The organism is Pseudomonas sp. SB113 (genome assembly GCF_040754745.1).
GTDB classification, from domain to species: Bacteria; Pseudomonadota; Gammaproteobacteria; order Pseudomonadales; family Pseudomonadaceae; genus Aquipseudomonas; species Aquipseudomonas grimontii.
Genome location: NZ_JBFMHW010000007.1, coordinates 231,597 through 246,324, shown reverse-complemented (window position 1 = coordinate 246,324; position 14,728 = coordinate 231,597). Strand labels below are relative to the sequence as shown.

Genomic DNA, 14,728 nt, shown 5'->3' with positions numbered 1-14,728 from the left:
ATGGCGTCCCCTAGGGGACTCGAACCCCTGTTACCGCCGTGAAAGGGCGGTGTCCTAGGCCACTAGACGAAGGGGACACGCTACTGAAACACATGGTGTGTATTTCAGTGCCCAGAGGCCTCATCCGAAGACTTGGTCCTGGTTTCACTCAGTGCCGCCCGAAAGCCACACTGCTTGTAAATTGGAGCGGGAAACGAGACTCGAACTCGCGACCCCGACCTTGGCAAGGTCGTGCTCTACCAACTGAGCTATTCCCGCATATGGCGTCCCCTAGGGGACTCGAACCCCTGTTACCGCCGTGAAAGGGCGGTGTCCTAGGCCACTAGACGAAGGGGACACACGTACAACATTCACTCCCTACCGCGTTTCGCTGTGTGCTTTACGCTGTAAGTGGCGCGCATTCTATGGATGGATTGAAAGGTCGTCAACCCCCAAGGATAAATTTATTTAAATCAATGACTTCGCCCGCGTTTACCGGCCTGCGCGGGCATTCTGCCCGTCCAGGCCTTGACGCCTATATTCTGGCGCCCGACAAGACGCTATAGTTCACTCCAGCAAATGATGGCAATGTGCAGCTATGCAGGGAACGCCTACCTATATAGAAGAAACTACCTGGGTAACTGGTCGATCAGTCCTATCCGTCGACAAGCCCAGTCACTACACTCCACTGTAAACCCTATCAAAGAGGTCACACCGGTGACACCACTCATGATCACCCTGCTGGTAATAGCCGGGATCGTAATACTGATCGCCATTGGCTACATGAACCATGTGGTGGAAAACAACAAGCTGGAAAAGAAGCGCACCGAGATCGAGCTTAACGATCGCCTGCGCCGTTGCGGTGAGATCACCGAGACATTCCCTGGCCAACTGATGACCCCGGCGCTCAAGCTGTTACTGACCCGCCTGGAGCTCAACGTCAACCAGCGCCTGTTGAACCTCAACAAGACCAGTGCACCGATCAAGGCACGTATCGCTGAGCTGAACACGCTGGTGGGCCAGGGCGAATCCATCCCGGTGAACAACCCGCCGGCGCCGATCCAGACCGAAGCCAAGGCCAAGGACGTGCGCTTCCTGCTGGAAGCCCTGCACGGCCAGGTCACCCGCGCCGCCCAGGACGGTTTCCTGCCGACCAACGAAGCCAAGCACTGGATCAAGGAAATCCGTCATATCCTGGTGCTGCTGCACATAGAATTCTTCAACAACCTCGGCCAGCACGCCTTGCAGCAAGGTCAGCCTGGCCAGGCGCGCCTGGCCTTCGAGCGTGGCGTGCAGTACCTGCGCAAACAGACTGAGCCGGTGCTCTACAGTGCGCAGCTGCAATTGCTGGAAGGTCAACTGGCCCGCGCCAACTCTACCGTGCTGGCTAACAGCAAACAGGCGGCAGAGGAAGTCAACGAATTGACCGAAGGCATGAAAGAAGTCGACGCCGACGCCGAGTGGAAAAAGAAAGTCATCTACGACTGATCTGCCCACTCCCCTGTGGTGAGCGGGCTGCCCGCTCGCCACAACATGCCATCAGTTTGCATCTATCGCCCCGCCCCCGACTAGCGTAAAAAAGTGCCCCTCACTCCGTGAAGTCAGAGGCCCGCTATGCCTATCGCCGTCATTGATGGACAACCGCTGCATTACGTCGACCAGGGCACCGGCCCGGTCGTCCTGCTCGGCTCAAGCTACCTGTGGGACCGCGACATGTGGGCCCCGCAGGTCGAAGCCCTGTCGCAACAGTACCGTGTAATCGTGCCCGAACTATGGGGCCACGGCGAATCGGGCCAACTCCCCGCACGCACTCACTCCCTCGACGACCTCGCGCGCCAGGCCCTGGCCCTGCTTGACCATTTAGAGATCGCACAGATCAACCTGGTGGGCCTCTCGGTAGGCGGTATGTGGGGCGCACGCCTGACGTTGCTGGCCCCCGAGCGGATCAACAGCCTGGTGTTGATGGACACCTATCTCGGCGCAGAGCCAGAGTCCACGCGCCAGTACTACTTCTCGTTGTTCAAGATGATTGAAGACGCCGGCGCCATTCCTGAGCCGTTGCTGGATGTGATCGCGCCGATCTTCTTTCGCCCGGACATCGACCGCGAATCAGCGCTGTACCAGGACTTTCGCAAGTCGCTGCAGGACTTTCCCCGGGAACGCCTGCTGCACAGCATCGTGCCCCTGGGTCGATTGATCTTCAGCCGCGAAGATGTGCTGGAACAACTACCGCGCCTGGACGCCGATACCACCTTGGTGATGTGTGGCGAGCAGGACAAACCTCGGCCTCCCGCCGAATCCGAGGAGATGGCCGAACGGATTGGCTGTGCCTTGATCCTGATTCCAGACGCCGGGCATATCTCCAGCAGGGAGAACCCGGACTTCGTCAACGAAGCACTGCTGACGTTCCTCGCCAACCACGCCTGATCGCCGCCCCCTTGATCGCGGCCGCTGTGCTGCGATCAAAGGCGGAAGTGCCCGACCATCCCCTTGAGCTCCGCCCCCAACTGCGCCAGTTGGATACTCGACGCCGCATTGCCCTGCATGCTCAACGCCGATTGATCGGCACTCGCACGAATACTGGTGACGCTACGGTTGATCTCTTCGGCCACCGAGCTCTGCTCCTCAGCCGCAGCAGCAATCTGCTGGTTCATCTGCTGGATCAGCGACACCGCGACTGCGATGCTGCCCAGGGCACTCTCGGTTTCCAGCGCATCGCTGACCGCCAGTTTGACCAGTTCGCCACTTTGCTGGATCTGCTGCACTGATGATTGTGCTGCGCTGCGCAGGGTACCGACCAGCCGCTCGATTTCTTCGGTCGATTGCTGGGTGCGCTTGGCCAGTGCCCGTACTTCATCGGCCACTACCGCAAAACCCCGACCCTGTTCGCCTGCCCGGGCGGCTTCGATGGCCGCGTTCAGGGCCAGCAGGTTGGTCTGTTCGGCGACGCTTTTGATCACGCTCAGCACAGTCCCGATATTCTGGATTTCGGCACTGAGGCTCTCGATGCTGGTGCTGGCACGGGTACTTGAAGTGGCCAGCAACTCGATGCGCTGCAAACTCTGGCGCACCACCTGCTGGCCGCTGTCGACCTTCTCGTCCGCCGTCTGCGCGGCTTGCGCGGCCTCTTCGGCGTTGCGCGCCACATCGTGCACGGTGGCGGTCATCTGGTTCATCGCGGTAGCAACCTGCTCGGTTTCTTCCTTCTGGCTGCTGACCTCGACGTTGGTCTGCTCGGTCACGCTGGACAGCGAATGCGCCGAGCTGGCCAATTGTTCGATACCGGCCTGCAGGCCACTGACCATCTGGCTCAGGCCGTTGCCCATCTGTTGCATCGCCTGCATCAACTGGCCGATTTCATCACGACGGTCGACCTCCATGCGCCCGCTCAGGTCCCCGGCGGCAATCTGTTGGGCCACCGCGATCACACTGCGCAGCGGCGCAACGATCAAGCGGGTAATCACCCAGGCGGCAATCAAGCCCACCAGCAAGGCCAGGGCCGACGAGCCGATGATCAGCATCGCGCTTTTCTTCAGTTGCGCCTGCATCGACAGGTCTTCAGCGTCATAGGCCTGGTTGACCCGGCTGACGACCTGCTCAGCACGATCATGCAGTTGTTTGTAGACGACTTTTTCCTGGGCCAGCAGGCCGGTGTATTCGCCCAGCTTCTCGCTGAACGCGGCGATATGCCCGGAGACTTCGTTGAGCACCGTCTGATAGCCGGAATCCTTGACCGACGTTTTCAGTTGCTCGACCTGGGCCAGGGCCTGGTCAGCCTGCTCGATCTTGCCTTGCTCGGCGTCGTCTGCATCGACCTTGCGGCTTTGGTCCAGGCGTACATGGGCTTCGTTCATGGCCTGCAACATCAAGCGCGAAACCTGACTGACCTGGCCTGCCTGCTCGATAAACTCGGCACCCTCCTTACCTTGGCTTTCCTTGAGGCCGTAGGCCCCGTCGTCCGCCAGGCCGGCCTGCAACACATCCAGGTTATTCGCCACGCTGGACACTGACCAACTGGCCATTTCCAGCGCCAGATCCTTGGTCTGTGTCAGTTCGACAAACTCATCGAACGCCTTACGGTAGGCTGCAAGGGCCTGCTCGACATCGGCCATCACCGGTACATTCGCCGCAGACTGGGCCTTGAGACTGGCCGCCTGGGCCGCCAGCGCATCGACGCTTTCATGCAGGGCGTCGACGGCCTTGGGGTCGGCGTGCAGCGCATAGTCCTGTTCGATCAGGCGCACCTTGAGCAAGCCGCTGTTGAGCGACGACATGGCCTTGAGGCCTTCGAAACGCTGGCCAACGGTTTGCAGGGACCACACGCCGATAGCCGCGACCAAGGCCGTCAGCAGCAGCACCAGGGTGAAGCCCAAGCCCAGTTTTTTCGCCATACCGAGGTTGGCAAAACGTCGTTGCACGCCTGAAATCATTGCACTTGAATCCTCTTGCAATGGCGGATGCCATCAAGCCCGATGGACAAGCAGCGAGATTCGCAACCAGAAGGCACTGAGCACAAGGCATTGGCGCCACAATAATGGCAAAAAGCTACACGCTCGTCGTTTTCAGAATGGTCGAGGTCGATCTGGCGGGCCCCATGGTACGGAACAACGCTAAGGCACGTTGATCAGTAGCATAGGCGACATTGATGCGTAGCCACTCACTGTGCTCGCCAGAAGGACTGAACAACGCCCCAGGCGACAACAACACTCCCAGCTGCCGGGCGCACGCCTGCAATCGCGAAGGCTGCGCCAACCCCGGGCGTGCCCACAGGAACATACCGCCGGAGGGTACGGCGAACACCTCCCACTCTTCGTCCTCCAGCACTTGCAAGGTCACGGCCATTTCAGTGCTCAGCCGCTTGCGCAGGCGCTGTACCCACTTGCGATACGTTCCATTGGCCAGCAAGGTGGCGACCACCGCTTCAGCAAACCGGGAGGTGCCGAAACCGGTCAAGGTCTTGAGGCTGGCCAGCTGCGCAATGATTGCGCTACTGGCGCAGAGGTAGCCCACGCGCAGGGCACTGCTTAGGGTCTTGGAAAAACTCGCGACGTAGATCACCCGATCATCATGGGGCAATGTCGAAAGGCGCGTGCAACTGGCCTGTTGCAGGTCGCCGTAGACGTCCTCCTCAATGATCAGGAAGTTTTCGCGGTGGGCCAGTTCCAGCAAACGCTCGGCCACCACACGGCACAGGCTGGTCCCGGTGGGGTTGTGGTACAGGCTGTGGATGAATAGGCACTTGGGGTGATGCTCCTGTAGCAGCGCCTCCAGCGCCGGGAGGTCGGGGCCGCCTCGGGTGCGCGGTACTTCCAGCAGTTGCACGCCCTGGAACGCCAACTGCCGATAGAGGTTGGCATACCCAGGGGTTTCGACCACCACGCTATCGCCGGCCTTGAGTAGCGTACGTATCAGCAGGTCCTGGGCATGGCTGGCACCTGCGGTGGTAAGGATGCGATCCAGGCTGGTGGCGATATGAATCTGAGTCAGGCGCTTGAGCAGTTGCTCGCGCAGCGCGGGCAGCCCCAGAGGCGTGCTGTAGTTGAACAGCCCGGCAGTGTCGGTGCGCGCAACTTCACGAATGGCATAACTGATGTCATCGCTTTCGCGCCAGGCATCGGGCAACCAGCCGCAGCCCAGTTTCAACTCTCCCAACGGATTATCGGCAAAGGCACCCCACTCGCGCTCCGCCCCCTCATACCAATTACCTTCGTGGGAGACTACGGGCTGGGCCACCACAAATCCTGAGCCCTGCCGGGGCGCCAGTACCCCTTGGGCGACCATCCGTTCGAACGCTTCGATCACGTTGGATTGGCTGAGCAAATTATCCAGGGCCAACTGGCGGACGGACGGCAAGCGTGTGCCGGGGCTCACCCCGTCCTTGCGAATCCATTGCGCCACTGCACTGACGATTTGCTGCACTACCGGTACAAGGGCTTGTCGATCGATCCCTAAATCCATGACCCACTCACTCCAAGTGTCTGTTATCAACCCGAAGAGTTAAGCACAGAAGCCAGGATTTACCGGCCGCATAAATTTATTAAAGTATTGATTTTATTGACTTATTTACCTAATGACACATATTCGGTCACGGCGTTTTGCCAGCTTTGGAAAAGCCCCACGGCCCCCCAGACGTTTTCGAACAAGGGGGCAGTGCAAGGTCCTAGATAGCTGTCGCGCCACCGTCCACGGCCAAGGCGTGGCCAGTGGTGAATGCCGCTCCGTCGCTGCACAGATAGAGCACTGCGCTGGCGATTTCCTCCACCGTGCCGATACGCCCGACCGGGTGCATGGCGGCGGCGAATTCGGCCTTGCGGGGGTCGGCTTCATAGGCGCGCCGGAACATATCGGTATCAATCACCGCCGGGCAGACGGCATTGACGCGGATTTTCTTCTTCGCGTATTCGATCGCCGCCGACTTGGTCAGGCCGATCACTGCGTGTTTGGAAGCCGCGTAGATGCTCATCTTCGGCGCCGCGCCCAACCCCGCTACCGACGCGGTGTTGACGATGGCACCACCGCCCTGGGCCAGCAGCAGCGGCAACTGGTACTTCATGCACAACCACACGCCCTTGACGTTGACGCCCATGATCGCGTCGAACTCATCCAGGCTGCCGTCCGCCAGCTTGCCCTTCTCAATCTCGATGCCGGCATTATTGAAGGCATAGTCCAGGCGACCATAGGCGCTGATGGTCTGCGCCATCAACTGCTGCACATCCGTTTCCTGCGTGACATTGCAGCGCACGAACAGCGCCTCGCCACCGGCCTGGTGGATCAGCGCGACCGTACCCTCGCCGCCAGCCACGTCCAGGTCGGCGACCACTACCTTCAAACCTTCGGCGGCGAACGCCAGCGCAGTGGCGCGACCAATACCGGCGGCGGCGCCGGTCACCAGGGCGACCTGACCGGAAAACGTCATGCTCATGGAAGATGTCCTATAGGGGTTAATTGCAGTGGGCCGAGTCTAGCCAACGCCGAGACGCAGGCGTCAGCACTATCAGAAGGCCGGTTAGTGCTGCATGAGTCATAGTGATAAGGCCGCCGGGCTCACTATCAATGGCACCTATCGATGAGCATTCGCACCCTCGGCTGACCTTGCCCCCTGGCCGTTCAAGGTCTATCAATCATGCTTCACTTCTAAAGAGTCCTTGCCATGACCGCCCAGACCAACCGCCAATTCCTGCTCGCCAAACGCCCGGTCGGCGCAGCCACGCGGGAAACCTTCACCTACCAGGAAGTGCCGGTGGGCACGCCCCAGGATGGGCAGGTGCTGGTGCACAACGAATACCTGTCCCTCGACCCGGCCATGCGTGGCTGGATGAATGAAGGCAAGTCCTACATACCGCCCGTCGGCATCGGCGAGGTCATGCGCGCGCTGGGTGTGGGCAAGGTGATTGCCTCGAACAACCCGAAATTCGCAGTCGGGGACTACGTAAATGGTGCCCTGGGCGTGCAGGATTACTTCCTGGGCGAACCACGCGGTTTCTACAAGGTCGATCCCAAGCTGGCGCCCCTGCCCCGCTACCTGTCTGCGCTGGGCATGACCGGCATGACCGCATACTTCGCGCTGCTGGACACCGGCGCGCCCCAGGCGGGAGAAACCGTGGTGATCTCCGGTGCGGCCGGTGCCGTCGGCAGCATTGCCGGGCAGATCGCCAAGCTCAAAGGCTGCCGCGTGGTCGGCATTGCCGGCGGCGCCGACAAGTGCAAGTTCCTGGTGGATGAACTGGGCTTCGATGCCGCCATCGACTACAAGAATGAAGACGTGCCCGCCGCCCTCAAGCGCGAGTGCCCCAAAGGCGTGGATGTGTATTTCGATAACGTCGGCGGCGACATTCTTGACGCGGTGCTCAGCCGCCTGGCGTTGAAAGCCCGCGTGGTGATTTGCGGCGCCATCAGCCAGTACAACAACAAGGAAGCAGTGAAAGGCCCGGCCAACTACCTGTCACTGCTGGTCAACCGCGCAAGGATGGAAGGCTTTGTGGTGATGGATCACGCGGCGAACTTTGCCGCCGCCGGGCAGGAAATGGCCGCTTGGATGGCCCAGGGCAAGCTCAAGAGCAAGGAGGATATTGTCGAGGGGCTGGAGACGTTCCCGGAGACGCTGATGAAGCTGTTCAACGGCGAGAACTTTGGGAAGTTGGTGCTCAAGGTCAGCTGATACAGGACAGATCCGCTCGTTCCCACGCGTGGGAACGAGCATCGATCAGGCGATCTCGGCGACCACTGCCGCCAACGCCTTGGCCGGATCCGCCGCCTGGCTGATCGGACGGCCGATCACCAGGTAGTCGGAGCCCGCATCCAGAGCCTGGCGCGGGGTCAGGATGCGGCGCTGGTCATCCTGGGCACTGCCCGCCGGGCGAATCCCCGGGGTGACCAATTGCAACGAGGGATGGGCGGTCTTCAAGGCCTGGGCTTCCAGCGCCGAGCACACCAAACCATCAAGGCCGGCTTTCTCGGCCAGGGCTGCCAAACGCAGTACCTGCTCCTGAGGCTCGATGTCCAGGCCAATACCTGCCAGGTCTTCACGCTCCATGCTGGTCAGCACGGTCACGCCGATCAGCAAGGGCTTGGGGCCGCTGCGCTGCTCCAGCACTTCGCGGCAGGCGGTCATCATGCGCAGGCCGCCGGAGCAGTGCACGTTGACCATCCACACGCCCATTTCAGCGGCAGCCTTGACCGCCATTGCGGTGGTGTTGGGGATGTCGTGGAATTTCAGGTCGAGGAACACCTCGAAGCCTTTGTCACGCAGGGTGCCGACGATTTCCGCGGCGCAGCTGGTGAACAGTTCCTTGCCGACCTTGACCCGGCAAAGCTTGGGGTCCAACTGGTCAGCCAGCTTCAGTGCGGCGTCACGGGTGGGGTAATCCAGGGCGACGATGATAGGAGTCTGGCAGACGGACATTGGAATGGGCTCTCAGGCAAGTCGAAATCGGCGCGGATTGTAGCGCAAGCAGCGCCGTTGCGGGATCCGATGATCGGTAAATACTGACCAACCGCCATCAGGCGGGCATTTAAGGTGATTATTTCAAAGCTGATACATTCACGACATGCCCACAACACGCCCTGCCGATAGCCTCGCCCGCACGACCCACCGACCAGCACTACCAGCCATGGGGCTGGGCGCCTATGCTGACCGTAACAACCAGACAGATGATCGCACTATGCATACCCCTTCCGTCCCCGTGAACGACGAGCAAAAAAGCGCGGTGATCGCCGATGACAAGCGCTGGAACACCCGCGCGCTGATCGTCGACGACGATGTGCCGATCCGCGAATTGCTGATCGACTACCTGGCACGCTTCAATATTTTCGCCACCGGCGTGACCGACGGCGCCGCGATGCGCCTGGCCATGCAAGCCGAAAACTACGATGTGGTGGTACTCGACCTGATGCTGCCGGGCGAAGACGGCCTGACGCTGTGCCGCTGGCTGCGCGCTGAGTCGGATATTCCGATCCTGATGCTCACTGCCCGCTGCGAGCCCACCGACCGCATCATCGGCCTGGAACTGGGGGCCGACGACTACATGTCCAAGCCCTTCGAACCGCGTGAACTGGTGGCGCGGATCCAGACCATCCTGCGCCGCGTGCGCGATGACCGCACCGAGCAACGCGCCAATATCCGCTTCGACAACTGGCGCCTCAACAGCGTATTGCGTCAACTGGTGGCCGATGATGGCTTGGTGGTGCCGCTGTCCAACGCTGAATTCCGCCTGTTGTGGGTGTTTATCGAACGCCCGCGCCGGGTGCTGAGCCGTGAGCAACTGCTCGATGCCGCCCGTGGCCGCTCGATTGAAGCCTTTGATCGCAGTATCGATTTGCTGGTGTCGCGCCTGCGGCAAAAACTCGGGGATGACCCCAAGGCACCGCAGTTGATCAAGACGGTGCGCGGCGAAGGCTACCTGTTCGACGCACGGGATATTGGCTGATGCGTGCCCCCTTCAACACGCTGTTCGGTCGGCTGTTCGGTGTGTTGCTGGTGGCGATTGTGCTGGCCCATGCGCTGGCGTTCTTCTGGTTTCACCACTACGGCCAACCGCCCCCGCCGCCACCGGTGCGGTTTATCGAGTTGCCGGACGGGACCATGGCACCGATGCGCGATAAGCACCCACGCCCCTGGTTTGGCGGCCCGGTGGTGCCCCTTACCTTCCAATTCGTCTCGTTGATTATTGCGGCCTGGTACGGTGCCAAACTGCTAAGCCGGCCGATACAGCGCCTGAGTGAAGCGGCGGAACGCTTGAGCCTCGACCTCGACAGCCCGCCCCTCGATGAATCGGGGCCACGGGAGGCCAAACAGGCCGCCTCGACCTTCAACCTGATGCAAAAGCGCATTCGCGAGCAGGTCAGCCAACGCGCGCGCATGCTCGGGGCCGTCTCCCATGACCTGCGCACCCCGCTGTCACGCCTCAAGCTGCGCCTGGAGCAGATTGAGGACACCAAGCTGCAGGGCCAGATGCGCCAGGACCTGAACGACATGATCGGCATGCTCGACGCCACCTTGAGCTACCTGCACGAACAGCGCACCAGTGAAACCCGGCATTGGCTGGACGTGCAGGCGCTGGTGGAATCGATGAGTGAAAACGCCCAGGACCAGGGCTCCGACGTGCAATGTGCGGGCACCTGCGTGCCCTTGCAGGTGCAACCAATGGCTCTGCGCTCATGCCTTAACAACCTGATCGACAATGCTTTGCGTTATGCCGGCACTGCCCGCGTGGAGCTTGAGGACAGCCGCGAGGCACTGGTCATCCGCGTGATCGACCACGGGCCAGGGATTGCGGCCGATAAGCGCGAGGCGGTGTTCGAGCCATTCTATCGGCTGGAAGGCTCGCGCAACCGCAACTCCGGCGGCGTTGGCCTGGGCATGACCATTTCCAAGGAAGCGGCAGAGCGCCTGGGCGGACGCCTGAGCCTGGAAGAGACCCCAGGGGGAGGCTTGACCGCCGTAATGTGGTTGCCGAGGGCTTAAAGGGGCTTGTCTTCGCGCCGCCCTTGCGCCTGGGTTGCGCTCCAATCCATCAGCAGGCTGTACGCCACCGCCAATAAGGTCGGGCCGATAAACAGGCCGATAAAGCCAAAGGCGATCAACCCGCCAAACACCCCCAGCAGCACGATCACCAGCGGCAGGTTGCCGCCTCGGCTGATCAGGTAAGGCTTGAGCACGTTGTCCACGCCGCTGATGATGAAGGTGCCCCACACGCCGAGAAACACCGCGTAGGTGTAGTCGCCCTTCCACGCCAGCCAGGCCGTGGCCGGGATCCATACCAGCGGCGGGCCCATGGGGATCAGGCTGAGCAGGAACGTCACGATCCCCAGCACCAGAGCGCCCGGCACGCCGGCGATCAGGAAGCCGATCAGCGCCAGCAGGGCCTGGGCGGCGGCAGTGCCGATCACGCCGTTGACCACTCGTTGCACCGTACCGGCCACCAGTTCGATGTAATAACCGGCGCGGTCACCGATCAGTCGTTCCAGCAAGCGATGGACGAACATCGCCAAGCGTGGCCCATCGCGATAGAAAAAGAACACGAACACCAGGCTCAGGGTCAGTTCGAGGATGCCGCCGCCGATCTGCGCACTGCGCGCCAGCAGCCAGTTGCCCACCTGCCCCAGATACGGCTTGATGCTGACCATCAGCGCCGCGCCCTGTTGGTCGATGCTGTTCCACATCGCCACCAAGCGCTCCCCCACGAAGGGAATCGAGTCAAGCCAGGTCGGTGCCTCGGGCAGGCCATCGACCTGAATATCCTTGATCAACGCCACGGCATCGCGCACATGGTCAGCCAGGTTTAACCCCAGCCACACCAGCGGCACCGCCACCAGCAGCATCCAGCCCAAGGTCAGAATGCCGGCGGCCAGGGATTCGCGGCCGCCCAGCCAGCGTGTGAGCAGGCGCATCAACGGCCAACTGGCAAAGGCCAGCACCGCGCCCCAGAACAGCGCCGACCAGAACGGCGCCATCACCCAGAAACTGGCACCAAACAGCACCAGCAGCAGGATTTGCACCAGCAGGCGATCGTTATTGAGCATGGGGTATCTCTAGGAAAAAGGCTGTAGGAAGAGAGTTTAGGCGAACGGCACGGGTCCGTTCGCCCTGTTACGGTCAGCGTATCAGATGCAAATGCAGGCCTTTGGTTTCAGTGGTGCCGGTTTCCAGGCGCGCGGCGCGCACGCCTTTGTCGACCAGGGCCTGGCGCCAGGCTTCGGCTTTCGGGCCGGTCAGACTGACGCGCAAGGTCGCATCGAGGTTCAGACCACGGGAAATCAGGGTCAGCCAGGTGTCGTCAGGGTCGCCACCGAGCGCGGGGAAATCCAGCTCGCCGGTGCTTTTCAGCTCGCGCAACAAGGTGGCCGAGGTGGGCAACAGGTCGCCCAGCGGTGCGCCGGCATCCAGTTGCTCCACATGCAGATAGGCACGACGGTTGCCTCGGGTGATGCCGTAGATGGCCACCAGCGAGTTTTCCTGCGGGGCGGCCAGGCGCAGCAGCAGGTATTCCTGCTGGCCGTCGGCACCTACCAGCTTGGCGTTACCGAAGACTTCGTTGGCCCACAGGCTGCTTTCACCGCAGTCGCGGGCCTGACACCAGAACAACAACTGCGCGCCGTTGGCCTGCAACGCTTCGCGCGTCGACGTGAACGCAGCACTGGAGGTGTGTTCGGCGGGCAGTTCATAAGTAATCGCTGTGGTTTGCCCACGGGCGGTGGCCTGGCCCTCGTAACGCAACTGCCCACTGATCTTGCGGATCGCCCCCATGGGGTAGATGCGTTCCTTTTCTTCAGCAGGGCGGTAATCGACGATCTGTGCGTCGACCTGACGGGCCACGGCAGGTAGATCCTGGCTTCCCGGCACATCGGCGGCGAACACCAAGGGGCTGAAACAGCACAGTCCGAGGGCGCGTATACATCCTTTACGCAGGCTCATCGGATCGGTGAGCCCTGGCCATCGGAGGTCGCTGCGGTGTTGAGTTGGTTCATGGTTGACTCCCTTTCAATCCGCCCAGCCTCGGCAGTTGACCGCCCCAAGTCAAGGCGCGGAGAAGAACCGATTGAAACAGTCTGCAACAAGGACCGCACCGGGCTCATCATTCAGGTGTAAATGATGACCACCTGGCAACGTGGTTACCGTAAAGGGTAGCTGGGAAAGCAATTCGGGATGTTTCGCCAACATGCCGTCGGCGGCGACCACCAACTGCGTAGGGCAACCCACGCGCCGCACGAAGGCCATTGCCTGCTCATCGGTCAGACGCAGTGGCGAAGCCAGGGTCAGGCGACTGTCCGAGCGCCAGGTATAACCGCCCGGCACCGGCATCAAACCGCGCTGGGCCAGCAGTTCCGCGGCTTCACGGCTCACGGCAACCAAGCCTTTCATACGCGCTTCTACCGCCCGATCCAAGGTGCTGTAGACCGGTTTGCGCTTATCCTGCAGGTTCAATTGCGCCTGCAAGGCCATGCCCAAGCGCTCGGCGGCGTTCTTACCGCTGGCCGTGGGCGGGATCACGCCGTCAATTAACCCCAGGTGCGTCACCCGTTCCGGCAAGGCACCGGCCAGCACCAGGGAAACGATGGCGCCGAGGGAGTGACCAAGTAATGCAAAACGTTTCCAGCCCAGTTGCTCGGCGACTTGCAGCACGTCGTGGACGTAATCCCACAAGGCATAACCGGCACCTGTAGGACGATGCGCTGAATGCCCATGGCCCGCCATGTCCAGCGCCACGATACGCAAACCCGCAAGCTTCGGCGCCAGGCGCGCAAAGCTGTTGGCATTGTCCAGCCAGCCATGCAGGGCGATCACCGGCAAACCGTCCTCGGGACCAAACAGATGGGCCGCCAACTCAATGTGCGGCAGGCTCAGGCGAACTTCTTCGACGGGTGTGCTCATGCGCAACTGCGCTCACGGGCTTCCCAGCGGGCGAACAGGGTCTTGATCAAGGTCGCGGTGTCCTGGGGACGTTCGAGGGGAAACATATGGCCGCCGGGCATGGTGAGCATTTCGCCCATGGGCAGACGGTCGACACCGCTGGCGTGGTGACGCATCACCACGCGACTCTGGCGACCGCGCACCACCGCCAGCGGCACTTTCAATTGGCGCACCTGGCCGGGGCTGGTGTGGGGCACGCCCCGGTAGATGCTGATTTCGGTGGCCGGGTCGAAGCGCAGGCGCAGGCGATCACCCGCCTGGTACAGGCCGTGTTGCAGGTAGGCGTCGAAGCATTCCGGGTCGAAGCCACGAAACAGGGTCTTGCCGGCAAAGTAGCTGCGCGCGGCGTCCAGGTCGCTGAATTCCTCACGGCGGCCCAGGGTGCGTCCGGCCGGCGTCAGGCGGTCAATAAAACCGAAGCGCTTGGCGGCGCGGATCACCCAGCGGTCGGCGCGGGTCAATACCGGCGAATCGAGCATCACCACCCCGCGATACAGCTGCGGGCAGCGCATGGCCGCGTGCAAATGCAGCACACCACCCAAGGAGTGGCCCACGCCCCACACGGGCTCCGGTTGCTGCTCCAGATGATGGATCAGTTCGTCCACCAGGTTTTGCCAGTTATCATCCACTGGAAACCTGGGGTCGTGACCGTGCTGCGGCAAGTGAGCCACCGCATATTCCGGAGCCAGGGCGGCAAACAGCTTGCCGTAGGTGGCCGAGGGGAAGCCATTGGCGTGGGCAAAAAACACGTGCTGCGACATAGCGGATCCATCTACAAAAACCGAGATTGATTGTCACCAGCCTCACGCCGCACAGCAATGACCGTAACCGCCAGGAATG

13 protein-coding genes and 3 tRNA genes are annotated in these 14,728 nt (G+C 61.6%); 5 read left to right on the top strand and 11 right to left on the bottom strand.

The window, feature by feature from the left end:
- Position 1: 1 nt before the first annotated feature.
- The 3 genes from AB1462_RS12170 to AB1462_RS12160 form a co-directional block, all read right to left on the bottom strand.
- Positions 2-77: transfer RNA gene (locus AB1462_RS12170), tRNA-Glu, on the bottom strand.
- 105 nt (positions 78-182) lie between these two features.
- Positions 183-258 (bottom strand) — tRNA-Gly (locus AB1462_RS12165).
- Between the two features lie 3 nt (positions 259-261).
- A tRNA-Glu gene (locus AB1462_RS12160) sits at positions 262-337 on the bottom strand.
- A gap of 359 nt (positions 338-696) precedes the next feature.
- Here AB1462_RS12160 and AB1462_RS12155 point away from each other — a divergent pair.
- Together AB1462_RS12155 and AB1462_RS12150 are read left to right on the top strand one after the other, a co-directional pair.
- The gene (locus tag AB1462_RS12155) at positions 697-1,467 is read left to right on the top strand and encodes a hypothetical protein (RefSeq protein ID WP_090399875.1); all 771 of its coding nucleotides are present in this window, start codon (positions 697-699) and stop codon (positions 1,465-1,467) included.
- Between the two features lie 126 nt (positions 1,468-1,593).
- Positions 1,594-2,406 carry an alpha/beta fold hydrolase gene (locus tag AB1462_RS12150; protein ID WP_367246770.1) on the top strand — a complete coding sequence of 271 codons (813 nt, stop codon included), beginning with the start codon at positions 1,594-1,596 and terminating at the stop codon, positions 2,404-2,406.
- Between the two features lie 35 nt (positions 2,407-2,441).
- Here the strand turns inward: AB1462_RS12150 and AB1462_RS12145 are convergent, their stop codons facing one another.
- From AB1462_RS12145 to AB1462_RS12135, 3 genes are all read right to left on the bottom strand, one after another.
- Entirely contained in the window at positions 2,442-4,409 is a 1,968-nt protein-coding gene (locus tag AB1462_RS12145) for a methyl-accepting chemotaxis protein (RefSeq protein ID WP_090399879.1), read from the bottom strand.
- A 115-nt stretch (positions 4,410-4,524) separates the two neighbouring features.
- Positions 4,525-5,937: a PLP-dependent aminotransferase family protein gene (locus tag AB1462_RS12140; protein WP_090399882.1), complete on the bottom strand. Its 1,413-nt coding sequence runs from the start codon at positions 5,935-5,937 to the stop codon at positions 4,525-4,527.
- 202 nt (positions 5,938-6,139) lie between these two features.
- Positions 6,140-6,901 carry an SDR family oxidoreductase gene (locus AB1462_RS12135; protein ID WP_315339032.1) on the bottom strand — a complete coding sequence of 254 codons (762 nt, stop codon included), beginning with the start codon at positions 6,899-6,901 and terminating at the stop codon, positions 6,140-6,142.
- Between the two features lie 228 nt (positions 6,902-7,129).
- On the opposite strand from AB1462_RS12135, the gene AB1462_RS12130 reads away from it, so the two are divergent.
- Positions 7,130-8,137, top strand: coding sequence for an NADP-dependent oxidoreductase (locus AB1462_RS12130; protein ID WP_090399888.1), 1,008 nt, complete (start codon positions 7,130-7,132; stop codon positions 8,135-8,137).
- A 45-nt stretch (positions 8,138-8,182) separates the two neighbouring features.
- Here AB1462_RS12130 and pyrF read toward each other — a convergent pair whose 3' ends face one another.
- Positions 8,183-8,881: an orotidine-5'-phosphate decarboxylase gene (pyrF, locus tag AB1462_RS12125; RefSeq protein WP_090399891.1), complete on the bottom strand. Its 699-nt coding sequence runs from the start codon at positions 8,879-8,881 to the stop codon at positions 8,183-8,185.
- Positions 8,882-9,140: 259 nt separating this feature from the next.
- Here pyrF and AB1462_RS12120 point away from each other — a divergent pair, with 259 nt between their 5' ends.
- Both AB1462_RS12120 and AB1462_RS12115 read left to right on the top strand, forming a co-directional pair.
- Positions 9,141-9,905: a response regulator gene (locus tag AB1462_RS12120; protein ID WP_090409753.1), complete on the top strand. Its 765-nt coding sequence runs from the start codon at positions 9,141-9,143 to the stop codon at positions 9,903-9,905.
- Positions 9,905-10,942, top strand: coding sequence for a HAMP domain-containing sensor histidine kinase (locus AB1462_RS12115; RefSeq protein WP_090399894.1), 1,038 nt, complete (start codon positions 9,905-9,907; stop codon positions 10,940-10,942). Before AB1462_RS12120 ends, AB1462_RS12115 begins: the two co-directional genes overlap by 1 nt.
- Here the strand turns inward: AB1462_RS12115 and AB1462_RS12110 are convergent.
- The 4 genes from AB1462_RS12110 to AB1462_RS12095 all read right to left on the bottom strand — a co-directional run bounded on the left by AB1462_RS12110 (position 10,939) and on the right by AB1462_RS12095 (position 14,649).
- Complete coding sequence (locus AB1462_RS12110; RefSeq protein WP_090399896.1) at positions 10,939-12,000, bottom strand: AI-2E family transporter; 1,062 nt, start codon at positions 11,998-12,000, stop codon at positions 10,939-10,941. The two genes, AB1462_RS12115 and AB1462_RS12110, sit on opposite strands and share 4 nt — an antisense overlap.
- A 73-nt stretch (positions 12,001-12,073) precedes the next feature.
- Entirely contained in the window at positions 12,074-12,892 is an 819-nt protein-coding gene (locus AB1462_RS12105; protein ID WP_090399897.1) for a DUF4892 domain-containing protein, read from the bottom strand.
- Positions 12,893-12,994: 102 nt separating this feature from the next.
- Entirely contained in the window at positions 12,995-13,849 is an 855-nt protein-coding gene (locus tag AB1462_RS12100) for an alpha/beta hydrolase (RefSeq protein WP_090399900.1), read from the bottom strand.
- Positions 13,846-14,649 carry an alpha/beta hydrolase gene (locus AB1462_RS12095; RefSeq protein ID WP_090399902.1) on the bottom strand — a complete coding sequence of 268 codons (804 nt, stop codon included), beginning with the start codon at positions 14,647-14,649 and terminating at the stop codon, positions 13,846-13,848. Before AB1462_RS12095 ends, AB1462_RS12100 begins: the two co-directional genes overlap by 4 nt.
- Between the last annotated feature and the right edge of the window lie 79 nt (positions 14,650-14,728).